The 21877-nt window shown below is 39.2% G+C and carries 11 protein-coding genes; 8 read left to right on the top strand and 3 right to left on the bottom strand.

Annotated elements, in window-relative coordinates; genetic code table 11:
- Window positions 1-39: 39 nt before the first annotated feature.
- A complete protein-coding gene (locus UABHE_RS25920) occupies window positions 40-945 on the bottom strand; it encodes an MBL fold metallo-hydrolase (protein WP_372366214.1) in 906 nt (301 codons plus the stop codon).
- 568 nt (window positions 946-1513) lie between these two features.
- Here UABHE_RS25920 and UABHE_RS25915 point away from each other — a divergent pair.
- The 3 genes from UABHE_RS25915 to UABHE_RS25905 all read left to right on the top strand — a co-directional run bounded on the left by UABHE_RS25915 (window position 1514) and on the right by UABHE_RS25905 (window position 15216).
- On the top strand, window positions 1514-4789 hold the full coding sequence (locus tag UABHE_RS25915) for a hypothetical protein (RefSeq protein ID WP_372366213.1): 3276 nt from the start codon (window positions 1514-1516) through the stop codon (window positions 4787-4789).
- A gap of 196 nt (window positions 4790-4985) precedes the next feature.
- Window positions 4986-6797: a hypothetical protein gene (locus UABHE_RS25910; RefSeq protein ID WP_372366212.1), complete on the top strand. Its 1812-nt coding sequence runs from the start codon at window positions 4986-4988 to the stop codon at window positions 6795-6797.
- Window positions 6781-15216, top strand: coding sequence for a beta strand repeat-containing protein (locus tag UABHE_RS25905; RefSeq protein WP_372366211.1), 8436 nt, complete (start codon window positions 6781-6783; stop codon window positions 15214-15216). Before UABHE_RS25910 ends, UABHE_RS25905 begins: the two co-directional genes overlap by 17 nt.
- A 97-nt stretch (window positions 15217-15313) precedes the next feature.
- Here UABHE_RS25905 and UABHE_RS25900 read toward each other — a convergent pair whose 3' ends face one another.
- Window positions 15314-16222 carry a TolB family protein gene (locus UABHE_RS25900; RefSeq protein WP_372366210.1) on the bottom strand — a complete coding sequence of 303 codons (909 nt, stop codon included), beginning with the start codon at window positions 16220-16222 and terminating at the stop codon, window positions 15314-15316.
- Window positions 16223-16363: 141 nt separating this feature from the next.
- Here UABHE_RS25900 and UABHE_RS25895 point away from each other — a divergent pair, with 141 nt between their 5' ends.
- The 5 genes from UABHE_RS25895 to UABHE_RS25875 all read left to right on the top strand — a co-directional run bounded on the left by UABHE_RS25895 (window position 16364) and on the right by UABHE_RS25875 (window position 21232).
- A complete protein-coding gene (locus UABHE_RS25895; protein ID WP_372366209.1) occupies window positions 16364-16615 on the top strand; it encodes a hypothetical protein in 252 nt (83 codons plus the stop codon).
- A 788-nt stretch (window positions 16616-17403) separates the two neighbouring features.
- On the top strand, window positions 17404-17766 hold the full coding sequence (locus tag UABHE_RS25890; protein ID WP_372366208.1) for a hypothetical protein: 363 nt from the start codon (window positions 17404-17406) through the stop codon (window positions 17764-17766).
- A 158-nt stretch (window positions 17767-17924) separates the two neighbouring features.
- A complete protein-coding gene (locus UABHE_RS25885; RefSeq protein ID WP_372366207.1) occupies window positions 17925-18779 on the top strand; it encodes a hypothetical protein in 855 nt (284 codons plus the stop codon).
- 58 nt (window positions 18780-18837) lie between these two features.
- Complete coding sequence (locus UABHE_RS25880) at window positions 18838-20124, top strand: MFS transporter (protein WP_372366206.1); 1287 nt, start codon at window positions 18838-18840, stop codon at window positions 20122-20124.
- Window positions 20125-20356: 232 nt separating this feature from the next.
- Entirely contained in the window at window positions 20357-21232 is an 876-nt protein-coding gene (locus UABHE_RS25875; protein WP_372366205.1) for a peptidylprolyl isomerase, read from the top strand.
- A gap of 53 nt (window positions 21233-21285) precedes the next feature.
- Here the strand turns inward: UABHE_RS25875 and UABHE_RS25870 are convergent, their stop codons facing one another.
- Entirely contained in the window at window positions 21286-21876 is a 591-nt protein-coding gene (locus UABHE_RS25870; protein WP_372366204.1) for a hypothetical protein, read from the bottom strand.
- Between the last annotated feature and the right edge of the window lies 1 nt (window position 21877).

Here is a 21877-nt window from a genome sequence, read left to right as displayed (position 1 = left end):
GAAACTATGTCTGACTATTTTTGTTAGATTATGTTGATATTACAGATTTTCAAGAGTAACATTTTTTATTTTATCGTTTGCAGGTTTAAAAACATTTATTGGTATTTTAAGATAACTGATTTTATTTTCTTGCGGTTTTGGTAGATTACCTGCGTCTACATTTACCTGTACACTTTGAAATAAAAGTTTAGGTGTATTTAATGTTGCATCGCGTTCTTGCCTAAATTTAACAAAGTCCTCTAAAGAACGGCTGGCTGGCAGTTGTATGTTGTTTGCTTTTTGTTCCCCTACGGTGCTTTGATAACGAAGCTCACGGCCTCCTGGCATATAATCATGTCCTACAAATACTTTTGTATCATCAGCAAGTGTGTATATTTTTTTTACAACTGAGTTATATAGATCGATTGCACTTCCTCCTGGAAAATCACACCTACCTGTCCCCATATCAGGCATAAAAAGAGCATCGCCAGTAAATATTGCGTTACCAATTTGGTAAGTTGCGCATGCAGGCGTGTGTCCTGGAGTATAAAATGTTTTTATTTTCATATTACCAACTTCCAGAGTTATTTCTTCTTGCATAAGATAATCAAACTGCCGCGCATCTGTAGGAAAATTCTGTGGTAAATTAAATACTTTTTTAAAAACTTTTTGGACCTCAATGATATTTTTTCCTATAGCTACCAACAAGGACGGGTATCTTTTTTTGAGTATTTGTGAACCAGACAAGTGGTCGGCATGAGCATGAGTTTCTAGTACATAGCGAGGTTGTAATTTTTCTTTTTGTATAAAATAACACACCGCATCAACGGATTCCGTTTTTACTGTTGATGACTGAGGTTCGTAGTCTAATACAGGATCAATTATAAGTGCGTCTTTATTTTTTTTATCAAAAACAACATAGGTTAGTGTAGAAGTGTTTTTATCAAAAAACATTTTAATTTCCATTTTAGCCTCCTTTACGAATGTAATAACCTGACCAGTGGGCAATTGTTGCTACAATTATTTATTCTAGTAAAATTGCACATTTTTCAAAAAAATTGATGACAACCCTTTAAACCACTACTTAATATCAATTTTATTTTGCAGTATAGTTTTAGAGAACAAAAGTAATCTTCAAATTTTACAATGATTTTATTTATACAAGTTTTAAATCTCAAAACAGCTTGTAATAAATACAAGTTTCAAAAAAATAAAAAATCTCATGACAAAATAAGTTGGTGTTCTTTGGTTGTGGTTTTTGTATCTTTAGCCGACCTTTATTACCGGAAAAAATGTTTAATGAACATAAGTTTTTTTTATTTTTATTGTAAATGATTCTCAAGTGAGTATCAAAAGATAAATATCTGGTAAAAGTGTTTTGGGTTCAATAGAATAACAAATGAAATCATATATCTAGTTTATAAATAAAATAATAAATAGAAATAATAAAAATAATATTTGTGTCTGTGCGCGTGTCTTTCTACAAGTAACATACCACAAGTGTTTGTTGATACCATTTTAAAGGGTGAGAGCTATGAAAAATCACAATGGAAATAAAAAAAAGCAAAAGAAAAGGCATCTCAAAATTGAGAATTTAGAGCCACGCATTTTGTGGAATGCTGTACCTGCAGCAGATATGCAAGCTCCAGAAACTGCACCTGGTGGTGAACAAGTAGAATTTGAAATTACGTTAGAAAACGAAGGAACAGAAGCTGGCAGAAATCCTTTTGTTGATGTGCATTTAGACTCCGAAATAACATTTGACTCTGCAAGTTTAGAAGGAACTAACGTAGGAGGACAAACTGCTGTTTTTGATGCAGCAGGACAAGCTACGCACCCAATTACGGGCGAAGTTATAAATGGAACAGCGGGAGATACGTTGGTTACTTTTGATCTGAAAGATATCAACAGTAGTTTTGCACCAGGGGAATCTGCTCGTTTATCCGTACTTGCTACCGCAAATAATGGACTCATCACTGGCGATACGTTAGATGTAGCTTCTTCTTTTGGTTTCGAAGATAATACTGCTAACGATGGTAACATTGAAGCACGTAGTGCTCTTCAAAGTGAAACTATTACGGTTCAAGATTTTAGTTTAACTACAAAATTAAGTCAAAATGAGTTCGAAGTTGGTGATACAGGTACTTCTACAATTAATGTTATTGTTAGTCCTAATGCTGGTGATTTTGTTAGTTTACAGATTCGACAAGTCATCCCTGATGGAGCAACCCTTGATCTTGCAACTCTTAATGTCGATTTTGACAATGGAACAACTGGAACTTTACAAAACTCACAAATTCTCCAAGAAAATGGTAATGATGTTCTGTTTCTTGATTTTATCGATATAGAAAATAATGCTGGACAAAATACTGATGCCGCGGATATTTCTATTACCTACGATTTTGAAGTAAGTGGTGATATTAATGATGTAAACACTTTCAATGCGACGTTAGAGGCAGACCAAATTCTCGATTTTGAAAGTATTTCTAATAACGTAGTAGGAAATGGATCTTCGCAGATCAATTTTAGTAATGGTAACTTTACTGCTGATGTTGATATTGCAACAAATAGCAATGAGACGGTATTTGAACTTGCTACTGATTTTTCTAATGATCCTGGATTTCAAGAAACTGTTCATTTTAGAGTAGGAAGAGCAAATGATAATAATGGCGATGGAATATTTGGTATCGCTACAGCAACATTCGATTTTAAAGATCTAAATGGAAATACCATTGGTTTAGAGAACCTGAAAGCTTCATTTCTCGATTTAGATGGTTTTGGCAATAATGGAGATGCTGAAATTATCGAAATTCGCGGTTTTCTAAATGGGCAAGAGATTGTTCCAGAACAAGTTTTTAAAGGTGATTTGCTTAATGAACTCGATATAAACACCTATCAAAGTACAGACGGTGCTTTTATCGATTTTAACCCTGATGTTAATATCGAATTGTTTTTTTCAGAAGTAGATCAAATTGTATTTGTTTTCCAATCTAATCAAAATCAATTGCCAAGAGATTCTTTCATCGGAAACTTCAAGCAAAGCGTAGTTGATGTAAATGCTGAAACGTCTTTTAAAGTTGTTGATAGAGACCTAGAATTAGATAAAGAACTATTCTTAGTAAATGGTGGCCAAGAATTCGATGCAACAGATGTCGCAAATAATCCAGTAGATGCTGGTGACCTTCTTCGTATCCGCAACACTATTGATCATGCTGATGCTCAAAATACTGCGGTAGCGATTATCGATAGTTTTAGCGATACTATTCCAAATAACACTACTATAGAAGGTAACATTACAGTTCTTGATGGTAATGGCAATGTCCTCGCTACTATTGACCCTGCTGATGCTAATTTGGTTACATTTAACGGCACAGAATTTACTCTAAACTTTGACCAACTTGACGAGAATGTAAGTGAAGTAGGCGCAGATGAAGTTCGTGTGATCGAGTATGATGTGAGAATAGATGACTCTATTGAAGTTCAAGAAGATTTAGTAACAACAGCAACGCTTATTCATGATAACAAGGCACCAGAACAAGCAACCGAACAAACAGAAGTTAGCACTAAACTTGAAATCGCTACAACACTAACCGATGAAAATGGTGACGCTCTAGGAACTGTAAATATCGGAGATACTATAAAAGTTCAGACACTCATTGATTCAACGGAAGCTACTTATAATGACTTAGTGGTAACTCAAATTCTTCCTGTTGGTTTAATTCCCGACACCAACGGAGATGGAGTTGTTAATGCAAATGACTTTACTATAAGCGGAATTGTTGATAGCGATGGAGATGCTGCTGTTCCTGTTGTAGTTTTTAATGAAAATAATGGGGCTCTAACATTTACATTTCCGGTTGGTAGTATAATAAGCGGTGAAGATGGCTTTAGTGCTAATGGTGAAGTTGAAATTCTCTACGACCTTATTGTTGATGCTGATACTCTTGTAGATGACGATGGAGTAGATGACAACATTTTTAACTTTGATATCACCACAGACGCAACATTTACTGATAACGATGGTAATACTGTAGATGCAGTACAAGACATTGATCCCGTGGCAATACAATTGGCTGCACCAGTACTGCTAGTAGATCAGATAGTTGAAGACGCGAATGGCAATGTAATTGCCGATAACCAAGGAGTCGTAGACAACAGTCAACAAATAGATGCAGGTGACACTCTAACAATAGTCAACACCATAACTCATGATGAGAACAACAGCATAGGTGCAGCATCATTAGAAAATTTCACCGATGACCTACCGAACAATGATTTGGTAGTGGTGAACAATGTGACGATCGAGTTACTAGATGTGAATGGCGACGTGGTCGAAACAGTAACGCTGGCAGCGGCGGATGCGATAGACGCAAACGGTGACATCGACATTGATCTAGCAGCGGAGTTAAACAGAAGTGTGTTAGAGCAAGGCGAAGAAGTGGTAGTGACCTACGATGTGTCAGTACAAGACACAGTGCAAGTGGCAGATGATCTTCTGACAAGTGCAGAAGTAACACACGACAGCACAAGAAATGCACAAGACGCAAACGCACTAACAGTGCCATCAGTGATTGAGCCAGTGACAACGCTAACCGATGAGAACGATCAACTGATAACAGAAGCAGAGCTCGGTGACACCATTCGAGTGAATGTGGATGTGAACGCAACTGAGGGAACCTACCCAGACTTAGTGATCACACAAGTGTTACCAGAGGGCGTAACACCAGACCTTGACAATGTAGTGATCGAAGGCATAGTCGAAGAAGGCCAAAACGGCACCAAACGTAACGGCAGTGTTCGACGCAGATAACGATACGGTGACATTCACTTTCAACGGCAACCATGTAGTGGCAGGCGAAGAAGGGTTTGCAGCGAACGATGAAATTACTATCACTTACGATACAGTAGTTGAAGATGTGTCAGACCTAATAGGTAACGATGGCGGCGACAATGTATTTAGCTTCGATGTAACAACTGACGCGACTTACACGGACGCAGACGATACGGTGATAAACGCGGACCAAGATTTAGATCCGATAGACATCTTACTACCACAAGTAGAACTAGATGAAGTGATCTTGCTAGGCGATACTGTAATAGTAAATGACAATGGTGCGGATGCACAAGAAGCGGGTGAAGAGGTGGATGCGGGCGACACGCTAACAGTACGCAGCACAATAAATCACAACGCAGCATCGCGAGGAGCATCAAACCTAGAGACATTTACAAATGAGATAGCGACAGGAACAAGTATAGTAGGTGACATAACACTGACATTAACCGATGCGAATGGCAACGAGCAAGAAATAACAGTGTTGGCAACGGATGCAGTGAGTGGAGCGGACATTTCGATAGATCTAGACGCGGTGTTGCAAGATAACGGAATAGATCAACTAGGAACAGGTGAAACTCTAACTGTAGAGTACGATGTGTTAGTGGAAGATGTAGTGCAAGCGAATCAAACACTAGACACAAACGCGGCAGTCGCAGCAGACGGTGTAGATTTAGCTGATACAAACCAAGTGACAATATCACCTCTACTAGAAATAGAAACAACGCTAACTCCAGAGTCAGACCCATTAAATGTTGGCGACTCAGTAGAGATAAGCAATGTGATTAACGCAACCGAAGGAACAGCGACGAACCTAGTCATCACTCAAGTGCTACCAGAAGGACTGATTCCAGATGGATTCGATGCCAATGGCAACTTAGTGGATGCAAATGAGTTTGCGATCAACGGTATACTAGACACGGAAGGCAACGCGCCAGATGTAACGATAACATTCAACGCAGAGGATGGAACACTGACGTTTACATTTGATGAAGATGTGGTGTTTGCAGCAGAAGATGGCTTTAGTGTAAATGACGAAGCGACGATAGTATACAACGCAACGCTAGATAACGTGGATGCGATAGTAGATCCGAATGAAACAGTAGAGACAACGATCACTCAAGACGACAACAATGATGCACCACTAGAAGACGACGACAGTGACAACATAGTGCTGAGTGTGCCAGTGTTGTTAGTGGACCAAGTTGTGGAAGACGCTAACGGCGATGTGATCGCTGATAACGCAGGAGTGATTGATAACAATCAACAAATAGACGCAGGTGACACTCTAACAATAGTCAACACCATAACTCATGATGAGAACAACAGTGTAGGTGCAGCAACACTAGAAAACTTCACCGACGACCTACCAAACAATGATTTGGTAGTGGTGAACAATGTGACGATCGAGTTACTAGATGTGAATGGTGACGTGGTCGAAACAGTAACGCTGGCAGCGGCGGATGCGATAGACGCAAACGGTGACATCGATATTGATCTAGCAGCGGAGTTAAACAGAAGTGTGTTAGAGCAAGGCGAAGAAGTGGTAGTGACCTACGATGTGTCAGTACAAGACACAGTGCAAGTGGCAGATGATCTTCTGACAAGTGCAGAAGTAACACACGACAGCACAAGAAATGCACAAGACGCAAACGCACTAACAGTGCCATCAGTGATTGAGCCAGTGACAACGCTAACCGATGAGAACGATCAACTGATAACAGAAGCAGAGCTCGGTGACACCATTCGAGTGAATGTGGATGTGAACGCAACAGAGGGAACTTACCCAGACTTAGTGATCACACAAACATTACCAGATGGAGTGGTACCAGACCTTGACAATGTAGTGATCGAAGGAATAGTCGAAGAAGGCCAAGCGGCACCAAACGTAACGGCAGTGTTCGACGCAGACAACGATACGGTGACATTCACATTCAACGGTAATCATGTGGTGGCAGGTGAAGAAGGGTTTGCAGCGAGCAGATGAAATTATGATCACTTACGATACAGTAGTTGAAGATGTGTCAGACCTAATAGGTAACGATGGCGGTGACAATGTATTTAGCTTCGATGTAACAACTGATGCGACTTACACGGACGCAGACGATACGGTGATAAACGCGGACCAAGATTTAGATCCGATAGACATCTTACTACCACAAGTAGAGCTAGATGAAGTGATCTTGCTAGGCGATACTGTAATAGTAAATGACAATGGTGCGGATGCACAAGAAGCGGGTGAAGAGGTGGATGCGGGCGACACGCTAACAGTACGCAGCACAATAAATCACAACGCAGCATCGCGAGGAGCATCAAACCTAGAGACATTTACAAATGAGATAGCGACAGGAACAAGTATAGTAGGTGACATAACACTGACATTAACCGATGCGAATGGCAACGAGCAAGAAATAACAGTGTTGGCAACGGATGCAGTGAGTGGAGCGGACATTTCGATAGATCTAGACGCGGTGTTGCAAGATAACGGAATAGATCAACTAGGAACAGGTGAAACTCTAACTGTAGAGTACGATGTGTTAGTGGAAGATGTAGTGCAAGCGAATCAAACACTAGACACAAACGCGGCAGTCGCAGCAGACGGTGTAGATTTAGCTGATACAAACCAAGTGACAATATCACCTCTACTAGAAATAGAAACAACGCTAACTCCAGAGTCAGACCCATTAAATGTTGGCGACTCAGTAGAGATAAGCAATGTGATTAACGCAACCGAAGGAACAGCGACGAACCTAGTCATCACTCAAGTGCTACCAGAAGGACTGATTCCAGATGGATTCGATGCCAATGGCAACTTAGTGGATGCAAATGAGTTTGCGATCAACGGTATACTAGACACGGAAGGCAACGCGCCAGATGTAACGATAACATTCAACGCAGAGGATGGAACACTGACGTTTACATTTGATGAAGATGTGGTGTTTGCAGCAGAAGATGGCTTTAGTGTAAATGACGAAGCGACGATAGTATACAACGCAACGCTAGATAACGTGGATGCGATAGTAGATCCGAATGAAACAGTAGAGACAACGATCACTCAAGACGACAACAATGATGCACCACTAGAAGACGACGACAGTGACAACATAGTGCTGAGTGTGCCAGTGTTGTTAGTGGACCAAGTTGTGGAAGACGCTAACGGCGATGTGATCGCTGATAACGCAGGAGTGATTGATAACAATCAACAAATAGACGCAGGTGACACTCTAACAATAGTCAACACCATAACTCATGATGAGAACAACAGTGTAGGTGCAGCAACACTAGAAAACTTCACCGACGACCTACCAAACAATGATTTGGTAGTGGTGAACAATGTGACGATCGAGTTACTAGATGTGAATGGCGACGTGGTCGAAACAGTAACGCTGGCAGCGGCGGATGCGATAGACGCAAACGGTGACATCGATATTGATCTAGCAGCGGAGTTAAACAGAAGTGTGTTAGAGCAAGGCGAAGAAGTGGTAGTGACCTACGATGTGTCAGTACAAGACACAGTGCAAGTGGCAGATGATCTTCTGACAAGTGCAGAAGTAACACACGACAGCACAAGAAATGCACAAGACGCAAACGCACTAACAGTGCCATCAGTGATTGAGCCAGTGACAACGCTAACCGATGAGAACGATCAACTGATAACAGAAGCAGAGCTCGGTGACACCATTCGAGTGAATGTGGATGTGAACGCAACTGAGGGAACCTACCCAGACTTAGTGATCACACAAGTGTTGCCAGAGGGCGTAACACCAGACCTTGACAATGTAGTGATCAACGGCATAGTCGAAGAAGGCCAAAACGCACCAAACGTAACCGCAGTGTTCGACGCAGATAACAATACAGTGACATTTACTTTCAACGGCAACCATGTAGTGGCTGGCGAAGAAGGGTTTGCAGCGAACGATGAGATAACTATCACTTACGATACAATAGTAGAAGATGTGTCAGACCTAATAGGCAACGACGGTGGCGACAATGTATTTAGCTTCGATGTAACAACTGACGCGACTTACACTGATGCGGACGGCACAGTAATCGATGCGAACCAAGACATAGATCCGATAGACATCTTACTACCACAAGTAGAGCTAGATGAAGTGATCTTGCTAGGTGATACTGTAATAGTAAATGACAATGGTGCGGATGCACAAGAAGCGGGTGAAGAGGTGGATGCGGGTGACACGCTAACAGTACGCAGCACAATAAATCACAACGCAGCATCGCGAGGAGCATCAAACCTAGAGACATTTACAAATGAGATAGCGACAGGAACAAGTATAGTAGGTGACATAACACTGACATTAACCGATGCGAATGGCAACGAGCAAGAAATAACAGTGTTGGCAACGGATGCAGTGAGTGGAGCGGACATTTCGATAGATCTAGACGCGGTGTTGCAAGATAACGGAATAGATCAACTAGGAACAGGTGAAACTCTAACTGTAGAGTACGATGTGTTAGTGGAAGATGTAGTGCAAGCGAATCAAACACTAGACACAAACGCGGCAGTCGCAGCAGACGGTGTAGATTTAGCTGATACAAACCAAGTGACAATATCACCTCTACTAGAAATAGAAACAACGCTAACTCCAGAGTCAGACCCATTAAATGTTGGCGACTCAGTAGAGATAAGCAATGTGATTAACGCAACCGAAGGAACAGCGACGAACCTAGTCATCACTCAAGTGCTACCAGAAGGACTGATTCCAGATGGATTCGATGCCAATGGCAACTTAGTGGATGCAAATGAGTTTGCGATCAACGGTATACTAGACACGGAAGGCAACGCGCCAGATGTAACGATAACATTCAACGCAGAGGATGGAACACTGACGTTTACATTTGATGAAGATGTGGTGTTTGCAGCAGAAGATGGCTTTAGTGTAAATGACGAAGCGACGATAGTATACAACGCAACGCTAGATAACGTGGATGCGATAGTCGATCCGAATGAAACAGTAGAAACAACGATTACTCAAGACGACAACAATGACGCACCACTAGAAGACGACGACAGTGACAACATAGTGCTGAGTGTACCAGTACTAGCAGTAGACCAAGTGGTGAACGATGCGAATGGCGACTTAGTAGCAGATAACGACGGTGTGATTGACAACAATCAACAAATAGATGCAGGCGACACACTGACAATAGTGAACACAGTGAGTCACGAAAATAATAGTGTTGGAGCAGCAATACTAGAGAACTTCACTGACGATCTGCCAAACAATGATTTGGTAGTGGTGAACAATGTGACGATTGAGTTACTAGATGTGAATGGCGATGTGGTCGAAACAGTAACGCTAGCGGCAGCGGATGCGATAGACGCAAACGGTGACATCGATATCGACCTTGCAGCAGAGCTAAATAGAAGTGTGCTAGAGCAAGGCGAACAAGTGATTGTGACCTACGATGTGTCAGTACAAGACACTGTGCAAGTAGCGGATGACTTACTGACAAGCGCGGAAGTAACACACGATAGCACTAGAAGTGCACAAGACGCAAACGCGATAACAGTACCATCAGTGATTGAGCCAGTGACAACGCTGACCGATGAAAATGATCAACCGATTACGGAAGCGGAGCTAGGTGATACGATACGAGTGAACTTGGATGTGAACGCAACTGAGGGAACCTACCCAGATCTAGTGATAACACAAGTGTTGCCAGAGGGCGTAACACCAGACCTTGACAATGCAGTGATCAACGGCATAGTCGAAGAAGGCCAAAACGCACCAAACGTAACCGCAGTGTTCGACGCAGATAACAATACAGTGACATTCACTTTCAACGGCAACCATGTAGTGGCTGGCGAAGAAGGGTTTGCAGCGAACGATGAGATAACTATCACTTACGATACAATAGTAGAAGATGTGTCAGACCTAATAGGCAACGACGGTGGCGACAATGTATTTAGCTTCGATGTAACAACTGACGCGACTTACACTGATGCGGACGGCACAGTAATCGATGCGAACCAAGACATAGATCCGATAGACATCTTACTACCACAAGTAGAGCTAGATGAAGTGATCTTGCTAGGTGATACTGTAATAGTAAATGACAATGGTGCAGATGCACAAGAAGCGGGCGAAGAAGTGGATGCGGGCGACACACTAACAGTGCAAAGCACGATAAGTCACAACGCAGCATCGCTAGGAGCATCAAACCTAGAGACATTTACTAACGAAATCGCAGTAGGAACTGAGTTAGTAGGTGACATAACACTGACAGTAACAGACGTAGATGGCAATGATCAAGTAATAATAGTAGCTGCGGCGGATGCAGTAAGTGGCGCAGACATCTCAATCGACCTAGACACAGTGCTGGAAGCAAACGGTATTAGCGAACTAGGTAACGGCGAGACACTGACAGTAGAATACGATGTGTTAGTGCAAGATGTGGTACAAGCGAATCAAGTGCTAGGAACGAATGCGGCAGTGACCGCGGACGGTGTAGCTCTGGATGACACAAACGATGTGACAGTATCACCTCTACTAGAAATAGAGACAACGCTAACTCCAGAGTCAGACCCACTAAATGTAGGTGACTCAGTAGCGATAAACAATGTGATCAATGCAACAGAAGGAACGGCTTCGAACTTAGTGATAACTCAAGTACTACCAGAGGGACTCATTCCAGATGGATTCGATGCGGATGGTAACTTGGTAGATGCAAATGAGTTTGTGATCAACGGCATACTAGATACGAATGGAAATGCAATAGCAGCAGATGATGCAGCAAATGTAGCGATAACATTTAACGCAGCGGATGGAACGCTAACATTTACATTCTTAAATGATGTGGTATTCGCAGGCGAAGATGGATTTAGTCCAAACAACGAAGCGACAATAGCATATAATGCGACGCTAGACAATGCTGACGCGATAGTTGATCCAAATGAAACAGTAGAGACAACGATCACTCAAGACGACAACAATGACGCACCACTAGAAGACGACGACAGTGACAACATAGTAGTGAGTGTACCAGTACTAGCGGTAGACCAAGTGGTGAACGATGCGAATGGCGACTTAGTGGCAGATAACGACGGTGTGATTGACAACAATCAACAAATAGATGCAGGCGACACACTGACAATAGTGAACACAGTGAGTCACGAAAATAATAGTGTTGGAGCAGCAATACTAGAGAACTTCACTGACGATCTGCCAAACAATGATTTGGTAGTGGTGAACAATGTGACGATTGAGTTACTAGATGTGAATGGCGATGTGGTCGAAACAGTAACGCTAGCGGCAGCGGATGCGATAGACGCAAACGGTGACATCGATATCGACCTTGCAGCAGAGCTAAATAGAAGTGTGCTAGAGCAAGGCGAACAAGTGATTGTGACCTACGATGTGTCAGTACAAGACACTGTGCAAGTAGCGGATGACTTACTGACAAATGCAGAAGTAACACATGACAGCACGAGAGATGCACAAGATGCAAACGCAGTAACAGTAGCAGACAGATTAGTGATAACCACAAATCTGACTGACGGAGACGGTAATGCACTAGGAGTCGTAAATGTTGGCGACACAATAACAATTGACACATTGATAGATATGACTGAAGCGACAGTTAACGGTTTTACAGTAACACAAGTGTTGCCTGTAGGACTAATACCAGTAGATGTAGATGGCGACGGTGCAGTAAGTGCGGCAGATTTTACTATCAGCGGCATAGAAGATGGTAATGGCAACGCGGCAAACTTTACCGTGAATTTCGATGCAAATACTGGTGAGCTGGAGTTTGTGTTTGATGATGGTAGTGTGGTAATAGCAGAAGAAGGATTTAGTGCAAACGATGAGGTAGCGATTAATTACCAAGCTACATTAGATAATATCGATGATATCGATGATCCTGATTTTGATGTAACAACAGATGCCACATTTGACGATGCAAATGATGCAGCGATAGATGCAGTACAAGATGTCGATCCAATAGTATTGGGAATACCAGTGCTACAACTAGATCAAGTAATATTAGATGCAAATGATGATGTTGTTGTTGATACCGATGGTAATCAATTTATTGATATTGATGCTGGGGATACAATAACTATTCAAAATACGATTGATCACGCAGCTGATAGTCAAGGAGATAGTATTCCACAGATTTTTGAGGATACATTGCCTGATGATACGGAGTTTACTGATGCAAATAATACTGTTGTTGTTATTATACCAGATGGAAATGGTGGAACAATAGATGTTACACTTTCTGCAAATGACGTAGATCCAGATGGAGATGGCACTATCGAAATTGATTTGGGACAAATTCTTGTAGATAATGGACTTAATTTGTTGGAGTTAGGTGATCAAATAATAGTTGAATATGACTTGACTATACTTGATGAAGTTGAGCCGAATGATCTACTGAATACAGATGCTTCGGTTACTCATGATGGTGATCGCAGTGCAGAAGATGATAGTGCGGTTGCGGTTGGTGATGAAATCACAATAGAGACGGTTATTGGTGATGATGGTGTTTTTGTTATTGGAGAGCCAATACCAGTTACAACAGAGGTTGGGCTTGTTGAAGGTACACATAACAATCTTGTAATTGCGCAGCCATTGCCTGATGGAGTTCTGTTAGAGGATATTGCTAACGGTATCAGTGTTGTAGATAAAGATGGAAATGAAATTGTTCCTGACAATATCTCTGTTAATGATGATGGCGATTTGGAGATTGTGTTTAATCAGTTAGTAATTGTTGGAGAAGACAATTTCAATGAAAATGCGGTTGATTTAGTTATAGAATACAACCTAGTTCTTGAAAATGACAATGTCGAAAATGCAAATAATGATGTTCTCGCTCTAGAGGGAGCAACAGTTGATACAGATACAACAGACGCACCAATAACAGCTGAAAATGTAAACTTTGTTGTCGCAGAACCAATTATCGAACTTGTGCAAGAACTATTTGGTGTGGATGAAGATGGAGATGTTTTTGATCTTGTTAATATTGATGCAGGTGATACTCTTCGCATTCGCAACACGGTGGATCACGCAAATGCAAGTACTGCTGACGGTTTTGATTTAACTTTTAGAGATACACTACCTATTAATGACGGGCTAACGTTTATTGAAGACTCTGTTGTTGTTACATTAATAAATAATGAGGTAACTACTGATATTCCAGTGAATAACAATTTCACTTTTGACTCGCAAACAGGAGAGTTAGTTGTTGACTTGGAGGCTCTTGGCCTTGATTTACTAGAATTAGAAGATGAAATTGTGATTGAATACGACATGATAGCTGACGATGGTATTCTTCCTCTTCAAGATTTAGGTACTACAGACGCAGAAGTCGTTTTTGAATCGGTAGATGGTGATCCTGCGGCTGGTGTAGAAGAATTAACGCAAACTGTTCAGGATGACACTAATTTAATTGTTGCGGAAGCCAAAGTGGAGATTCGTACTTTTATTCCTGACAATTTAGGCTTTTTAGAAGACGGTGATACATTTACAGTAACAAGTGACATTGATTTGATTGAGGCCATCACACAAAACGTTGTGGTTACTTATACTGTTCCTGATGGAACCACAGCAGATCCTGATAGCGTAGTAGTGAATCTCAATGATGGCACGCTTATCGAGCCTGTTAGTGTTAATTTTGACGCAGATGCACAACAGTTAGTTGTCGATCTTGGAGATGTTGATATTTCTGGAGTAGAGATATTCGACGGGATTGTTAACGATGTTGAACTAAGTTTTGAATTAACTGTTGATAACGTCCAAGAAGTGGAAAATGATCCTGTGATTAGAACAAGAGTTGTTGCGAATCCTGGCTCATTTGTGGTAAATAGCAATGTAGATACGGCAACTAACCCTATTAATCTTGTATTTGGGGCTTTTGATGGTTTTGATCGATTTGAAGTTTTGGCAGGAGAGCAGTTTAACTCAGAGAGTTTACTAATCTTTAGAAATAGTACTTCCGATGGAGAGGGTGTAAGACCATTACTCTCTATTGCTCCGATATACGCCGGTTCAGCAACACCTGGTTCAACGCAAGTTGTTCATCTTTACGATACTGCTGGACGACTTGTTGCATTTAAATCATTGATAGTTCCTTCTGGTGGTAACTGGGTTGTTCAGTTCCAGGAAGCTGATCTTCTTGGGTTTCAACATCAAATTAGAATTTCTTCTTCGAATTCAGCAATGGAAGGGATATTTGAAGAGCGTAGTACTACGATGACATATTCTCCAGCACTCAATAGTAACTTCTTCAATGGTGATCTAACATCTGTTGATGATATGTTTGGCGGAGATGTCTCATTTTCGCTCTTTAGTCCATACTCATTAGATGCACTTGAAAACGATGAGGACGAAGAGGAAAATGATGATGATTCTACTGAAGAATTGCCATCAGAAAATGAATAGTTGTTTGTAAAATTAGAAGTTGCAAAAAAAGCGTACTCTTTCCCGGAAGAGTACGCTTTTTTTGTCCATTATAAATATTAAACTACGCTATTGATATTTAATTTGTTTCCTTGGGAATATTTTTTTCAAAAACGATGCATATTTTTGTATTGTCAGGACTAATTGCTATACGATTGAATGTACCTTGGAACTCATTTTTACCATCAAAAATTAAACTCCACTTATGTTGTTGTCGTATATATACCTTGTTACCACTAGCCATAATAATTTTGCCTGTTATCGTACACGCAAAATCTTCTCCTTTTCCTACGACATCAGTTATTTTCTCTATTGAAATTTTTTCCTTATAGTTAAGTAATTTACAAATAGTAAATTGTTTTTCGTTTTCTTTATTAACAAACAACAATTTGTTGTCGTTGGGGTTGAGAAACAATGCTCTGCCGATGTTGTTAGTTGCGTGTTGCATCTTACCATCTTTAACATCAATCAATTTTAGATTCATTGTTTTTTCAATGCGAAATACTGCTATTGTTGTGTTATCTAACCAACAATGATAACCAATTTGATCTATTTGTTCCGCAACAACTTGCGCTTTTCCTTCCGAAAATTTCCACATACGCTGTTTTTTATCATTTTCAACGCGTACCACCGAAAAATCATTTTTATCATTTAAAATTGTTGGCGAGTATTCTGCTTCTTCGCTTGTTGTTATTTGTTGAGTACTATTATTTACTAAAGAATAACGATATATATCTGAGTTTTTCTCTCCGCGAATAGAGCTGTAATAAACATGTTTACTATCTAAAGAAAAATACGGTTGATTATCATAGCCGTTACGATTGGTTATGTTTTTGCCATTTTCTAAAATGTACGAATTTTCTATTTGATGCGTACCATCTGATAAACGGTGTACAATTTCCACTTTTTGCAAATCAAATAAATATATCTCGGTATCTGTTTGTGTATAACAAAAACTACACACTATAAAGATATATATCCATTTCATGTATTATTCCTTATAAAATTTTCGATTTATTTGAACATAAGAGTACTTAAGGTGTATTTAAGTATGAGTTTTTTGTGCCATATTACAAAAGACATCATCATCTTTTTGTAAGTCTTAAAGTCAAATAATTGGAGTTATTTTATGTTCAAAAACAAATTCTTGGCACTGGTAATTATTCTCTATATAGGTAGTTATTGTATCTGGTCGCGCATTGCAATACAACAATCAGAAGTTTATGGCTTTACAGGACAGTATTTTTTTATTCCAGAACCTACTTGGCAATGGCGTGTTAATAATTACTCTGTGGTTATGATGTATTATCCACTTATATTTATTGATGATGATTTTCATATTGCATGCGAGCCTAGTTACTCACTTCAACGCGGAAATTGATACTATGAAAAAAGAAGATAAGTATCGCAAAGGAAGGCTTTTATTTTACTGGGGCTAATGTGTTATTGTGTATTGTTGCCGCTCGTTTCTTATAATTATTATTAGGAATAAAGAAATGAAAGTTAGAAAAATTCTTAAGATTGTTAATCATTATGGGGCGATTCATGTTTGTTTGTTTTTATTTTTTGTCTTTTGTTGGTTCGCTCATCATATAGCGTTATTTAAGATGGAAATATGTGATAGGCAGTTTTTTTATATGAACAGCAAAACTATTAACAACATGGCACTTATTGATCTTCTTGAATCTCATTTTTGGATGGTAATTGTTTACGAGTGTATTGCATTCTTATTAATTATTCTTTTACAATTTCGTAATTGTCCAAAGTGGAGTTACTGGATTTTAATTGTTGAATTATGTACTCCCTGCATAATTTATTGCTCAGTATGCGCTTATATTAATGGAAAATTTATATTTTAAATACTTTGAACCTTATAAATGCCTAGTTATTTGTCAGATAGGAATTTATAAAAAAAGCAGAAAGTATGATGATTTGTGGATCTTCTGATGATTATATTATTGGAACTGGTAATTATTCTGTACTTTGCAATAGAACAGTCAGAGGTTTATGGCTTCGCAGGACAGTATTTTTTTATGCCGGAGCCTACTTGACAATGACGTGTTAAGAATTACTCTGCTGTTATGATGTATTATCCACTTATATTTGTTGATGATAATTTTCATATTGCATGCGAGTCTTGTTGCTCACTTCAATGCGGAGATTGATACTATGAAAAAAGAAAATAAGTATCGTAAACGAAGGCTTTTACTTTGCTTTTGGTTTTTATTTTTGCTAGAAAATACTGCTTTTTTTGGATTGTACAACACATTTTGGGTTTGGGATGAATTTATTGCACTTTTGAAAGAACGTTCTTGTGAAATCTGTCTTGTTTATGTAAGAGTTTTCTATTATTTTGGAGTGTACGTTATTTTTTTGTTTGCTATATTTGTAACGCAACGTTATTACTGTGATCGCTTATCAAGCAAAGCGTTTGACGGTATAGGACTTGTGATTATAGTTGTATTTGCTTTTCTATTGGGACTAATGTGTTATTGTTCACTTTTGCCACTCGTTTCTTCTCATTATTATTAAATGATTTGTGCTGTTTACGCAAAAATTGCTTAACTAAAGACAGGTGACTTTTTCAATTGTTTTAGGTAGAATAGATTTTATCATTAAGATGTGTTATACGTATTAGTTATCAAAAACTAAAACTGAAAGGGGAGCGAGAGTATTTTCGCGTATTTCGTATGAAAAAATATATTGTTTTATTATTAGCAATCACTTGCATTGCTGCTGAGTCAGAGACCCATCGTGTTGATTTGAACATCGATCCTGATTTTCCGGAGATTCGTATTGCTAGCGTATCTGTGAAAGCTCCAGCAGGCTTTTTCTTAGAAAGTTTTACTTCGCAAATAACCGGAGAAATTGAAATTCGTTTGTCTTATGGACCGAAACTTCCTATGGAAGTGGAAAAAGGCAAGACATACACAATTAAAGGAAATGTTAATGCTGAGTTTGGTCTTGTTATACTAAATTTTGCGGTTCTTAAATGCAAAAATGTAAAGTCTCCTGGAGACTATTACATAGGAGATTTTACAGGTATTAAGAAAAAATGGCCACAATTGACTATGAGTGATGTTTTTACTAAAAAGAAACTCTCGTTCCCCGAAGACTGGGCTGGGGTTTACAAAGGAACGTTGGTAAGGCATACTGCAAATGGTGTGATTGGCAATATCCAAATGGAATTGCGTATCGAAAAGACCAACGATCCAAATCGTTGGGGATGGAAAATTATTTATGATAGTCAAGTGCGTAATTATGAGCTTGTTATTATAGATCGCCGCCGCGGATTGTACACAATAGATGAAAAAAACTCTATTATGCTTTCTAGTTTTTTAGTGAATGATACGTTGCATACGCATTTCGGTGCACAATTTGGTTATTTATTAACAACCTATAAATTACAAGGTAATCAGTTACTTTTTGATACAACTATTTCAAATGCATCTCCCTATCAAAACTCTGGTGGACAAGGCCAAATTCCTATCGTGAGTAGCTACGAGGTTAGAGAAAAGCAAAGTGCTGTACTTAGTAAAAAATAAATACAAGGGCGTGTTATGCGCCCAGTTAAAAGCTTAGAAATGAAGTGTTAGGGATACAATGAAATTACGTACGAAAATAGGGTATGGGACTGCAGAACTAGGTATTATTGGCGTTGAAATGGTTATGCGTTTGTATTTACTCATTTTTTATACCGATACGATTGGTTTAAATGCGGGGTACGCAGGATACGCGGTAGCACTTGCTGTTATATGGGACGCAATTACTGACCCTGTTATTGGTGTTATCTCTGATCGCACGACTACAAAATTAGGAAAAAGAACACCATTTATTTTTTGTGGTGGTATTTTTCTTGCGCTATCTATTTTAGTGATTATGAATCCACCGCAGCTTGATTCGCAGTGGCAAAAATTTTCTTATCTACTTGTTAGTTATATTATACTCAACACTAGTATGACAATTTTATCTATCCCTCACGCTGCATTAGGAGGAGAACTGAGTGAAGATAGTGACGAGCGCACCGAGCTATACGGTTGGCGTTTTCTATTTGCTAACATTGGTGCGCTACTAGCAGCAGCTCTTCCTAATGGTTATTTTATCTCAGTAGTTGTATTTTTGTCTTCTGTTGTTACTGTGTTTTCAACAAATAAATACGATAATGCGCCTGTTGATAAAACGCAAACCACTAAGTTATTCTCGGGAATACCACAGACAACAAAAAATACAGTCTTTTTGTATTTACTTATTTCTTATGTTATTGCAACAATTGGTTTGGCTATAAATTCTACTTTTGCTATGTACTATTATAAATATTACTTGCAGTTGTCAGAGCAAAAAACCCAAGTAATAATAGGGGTTTTTATTCTTGTTGTTTGTCTTTCTATTGTGTTTTGGGTAAAAATTTCGCAAAAATATGGGAAAAAGTGGCCTGCCTTCGGAGGTATTCTGTCTCTGGCAATTATGACAACATTTAGCTATCCATTTTTTCCAAAAAATAATATGTTTTTTCCATTGTGTGCCGCTGTTTTAGGTGGAATTATGGTAGGAGCTACAGCGTTACTTGATGCGATTGTTGCCGATACTGTTGATTACGATGCGGCCCAAACAGGAAGACGCCAAGAAGGTCTTTATTTTGGCGTCTGGCGCATGGGCTCTAAAGTTTCGCGAGCGGTGGCTATCGCTCTTTGCGGACTGTGGCTTGAACATATTGGCTTTATTCCTAATGAAGCGCAAACTATGCAAATAGCTAGCTACATTGCGTATATGTTTGGACCTGGGGTTGGTTGTTTTTTATTATTGTCAGCGATTATTTTTTACTTTTTGCCTTACAGCGAAAAAGAACATGAGAAGTGGCGGCGACAATATTTAAGTGAGTCGCTCAAGTAAGTGCACTAAATTTTGCAGGACAGCTATGAACAAATAAACATTAATTTTTGTCTTTTATAAAAAACATCTGCTATAATCTGTACCTTTAACTTTAACTTAATTTTTATACTGATCTTTTTAAAAAAAAATTATGCCTTTCTCAAAATGAGAGTACATAATTACAGAGCATAAAAAAATAAAAGTTAATTGTAAAATATGTGCTAATTATAGATGTTCAACCTAGGAGAATTTGATGAAATTTTTATTTATAGCATTATTATCTATTTCTGCTGTTGTTTTTGCCCAGGAACTTGAAAAAGAGTATGCCGATGATCCTGTGGTGATTATGAAAACCAGCAAGGGAGATATATACATAGAGCTTTTCGCTAAGGAAGCTCCAAAAACAGTACAAAATTTTCTAGATCTTGCAGAAGGTAAAAAAGAATTTACTGATGCTAAGACCCAAGAAAAAGTTACGCGAAATTATTATGATGGGCTTATTTTTCACCGTGTTATTCCTCAATTTATGATTCAAGGTGGATGTCCTCTAGGAACAGGGACTGGTGATCCAGGGTATAAATTTGAAGATGAAATGAGTGCAACGTCGTTAGGTTTGGACAAAGTTCTTGCATTTCAAGGAGGTCGCCCACACCAAAGCACCGGAATTCGTTCTCAACAACAATTCTATCAAATGATACTTATGCCCCTTCTTATAAAAATGGAAATAGTATCCGAAGAGGATTTGCAAAAGCGCACACCAGAAGCTCAAAAAGCTGTACAACAAAAAATTCAGGCCGGTTTACAAAAGCGCTCGGCAGAAGTTCAAGCAGCTGTTGGAAAAATGACTCTGGCAGATTGTTTTGCTAATCAGGGATACATATACAATAATTCGCTTAAGTCTCATGAGCCTAAACGCGGCGTTTTAGCGATGGCTAATTCAGGGCCAGGAACCAACGGATCTCAATTTTTTATCAATGTAATTGATACTCCATGGTTAACAGGAAAGCACACTGTTTTTGGTAAAGTTCTTAAAGGAATGGATGTTGTTGATGCTATTGCTAAGGCGCCAGCAACTGCAAGTAAACCTAACGAAGAGATAAAAATTATTTCTGTACGTAAGGTACAGTAATTTTATTGCTACATGTATAACGCTTTTTGGCGTTATACATGCGTTTGTTTAACCTATTCTTGGAGATATTTTTCAAGTAAATTGGTTAACTTTTTGTATGGTTTTCTGAAGCGATTATTTGCCATACAACCTTTTTCTGATTTTGCCAAAGTAGACCATACAGAAACAAAATCTCGGTAAAGAGGAAAATGCGTTTTATCTTCAAACAACCCACCTAGCTCATCGCCTTTGGGTATTGGCAAGCCAGTTTTTTCGTCAAAGTCTGTTGACTCCTCTAATAATTCTAATAAATATTCGTCGATAGAACAAAGTGTTTCGTTTGCTATTTCTGTGTCTTCTTTGCTCAATAAAGATGCGCTTTTTATTTCATTGAGAGCATCGATAAAAATACCTCTTTGGCCTCCAATAGCCACAAGCAATTGAAAGTAAGCGTCTATATTTGTTGGACGTGGGCGACAAATCCAACGTGCATCGCAAATTAAATGATACGCTTTTGCTATACCTGAGTGAATGTCGAGTAATCTTCGTGAGCGTATATTGCGTTTTTCGTGAGTACGTGTTAATACTAATATCGCTACAGCAATTGCAACTCCTACTGCCACTTCCATGTATCCTGAAAGAACTTGGTGAAAATCATAGTTCATA

The sequence above is a fragment of the Candidatus Uabimicrobium helgolandensis genome (assembly GCF_041508025.1).
Classification (GTDB): Bacteria; Planctomycetota; Uabimicrobiia; order Uabimicrobiales; family Uabimicrobiaceae; genus Uabimicrobium; species Uabimicrobium helgolandensis.
Note: the sequence above shows the minus strand (reverse complement) of the source record. Positions and strands in the feature narration are given on the sequence as shown.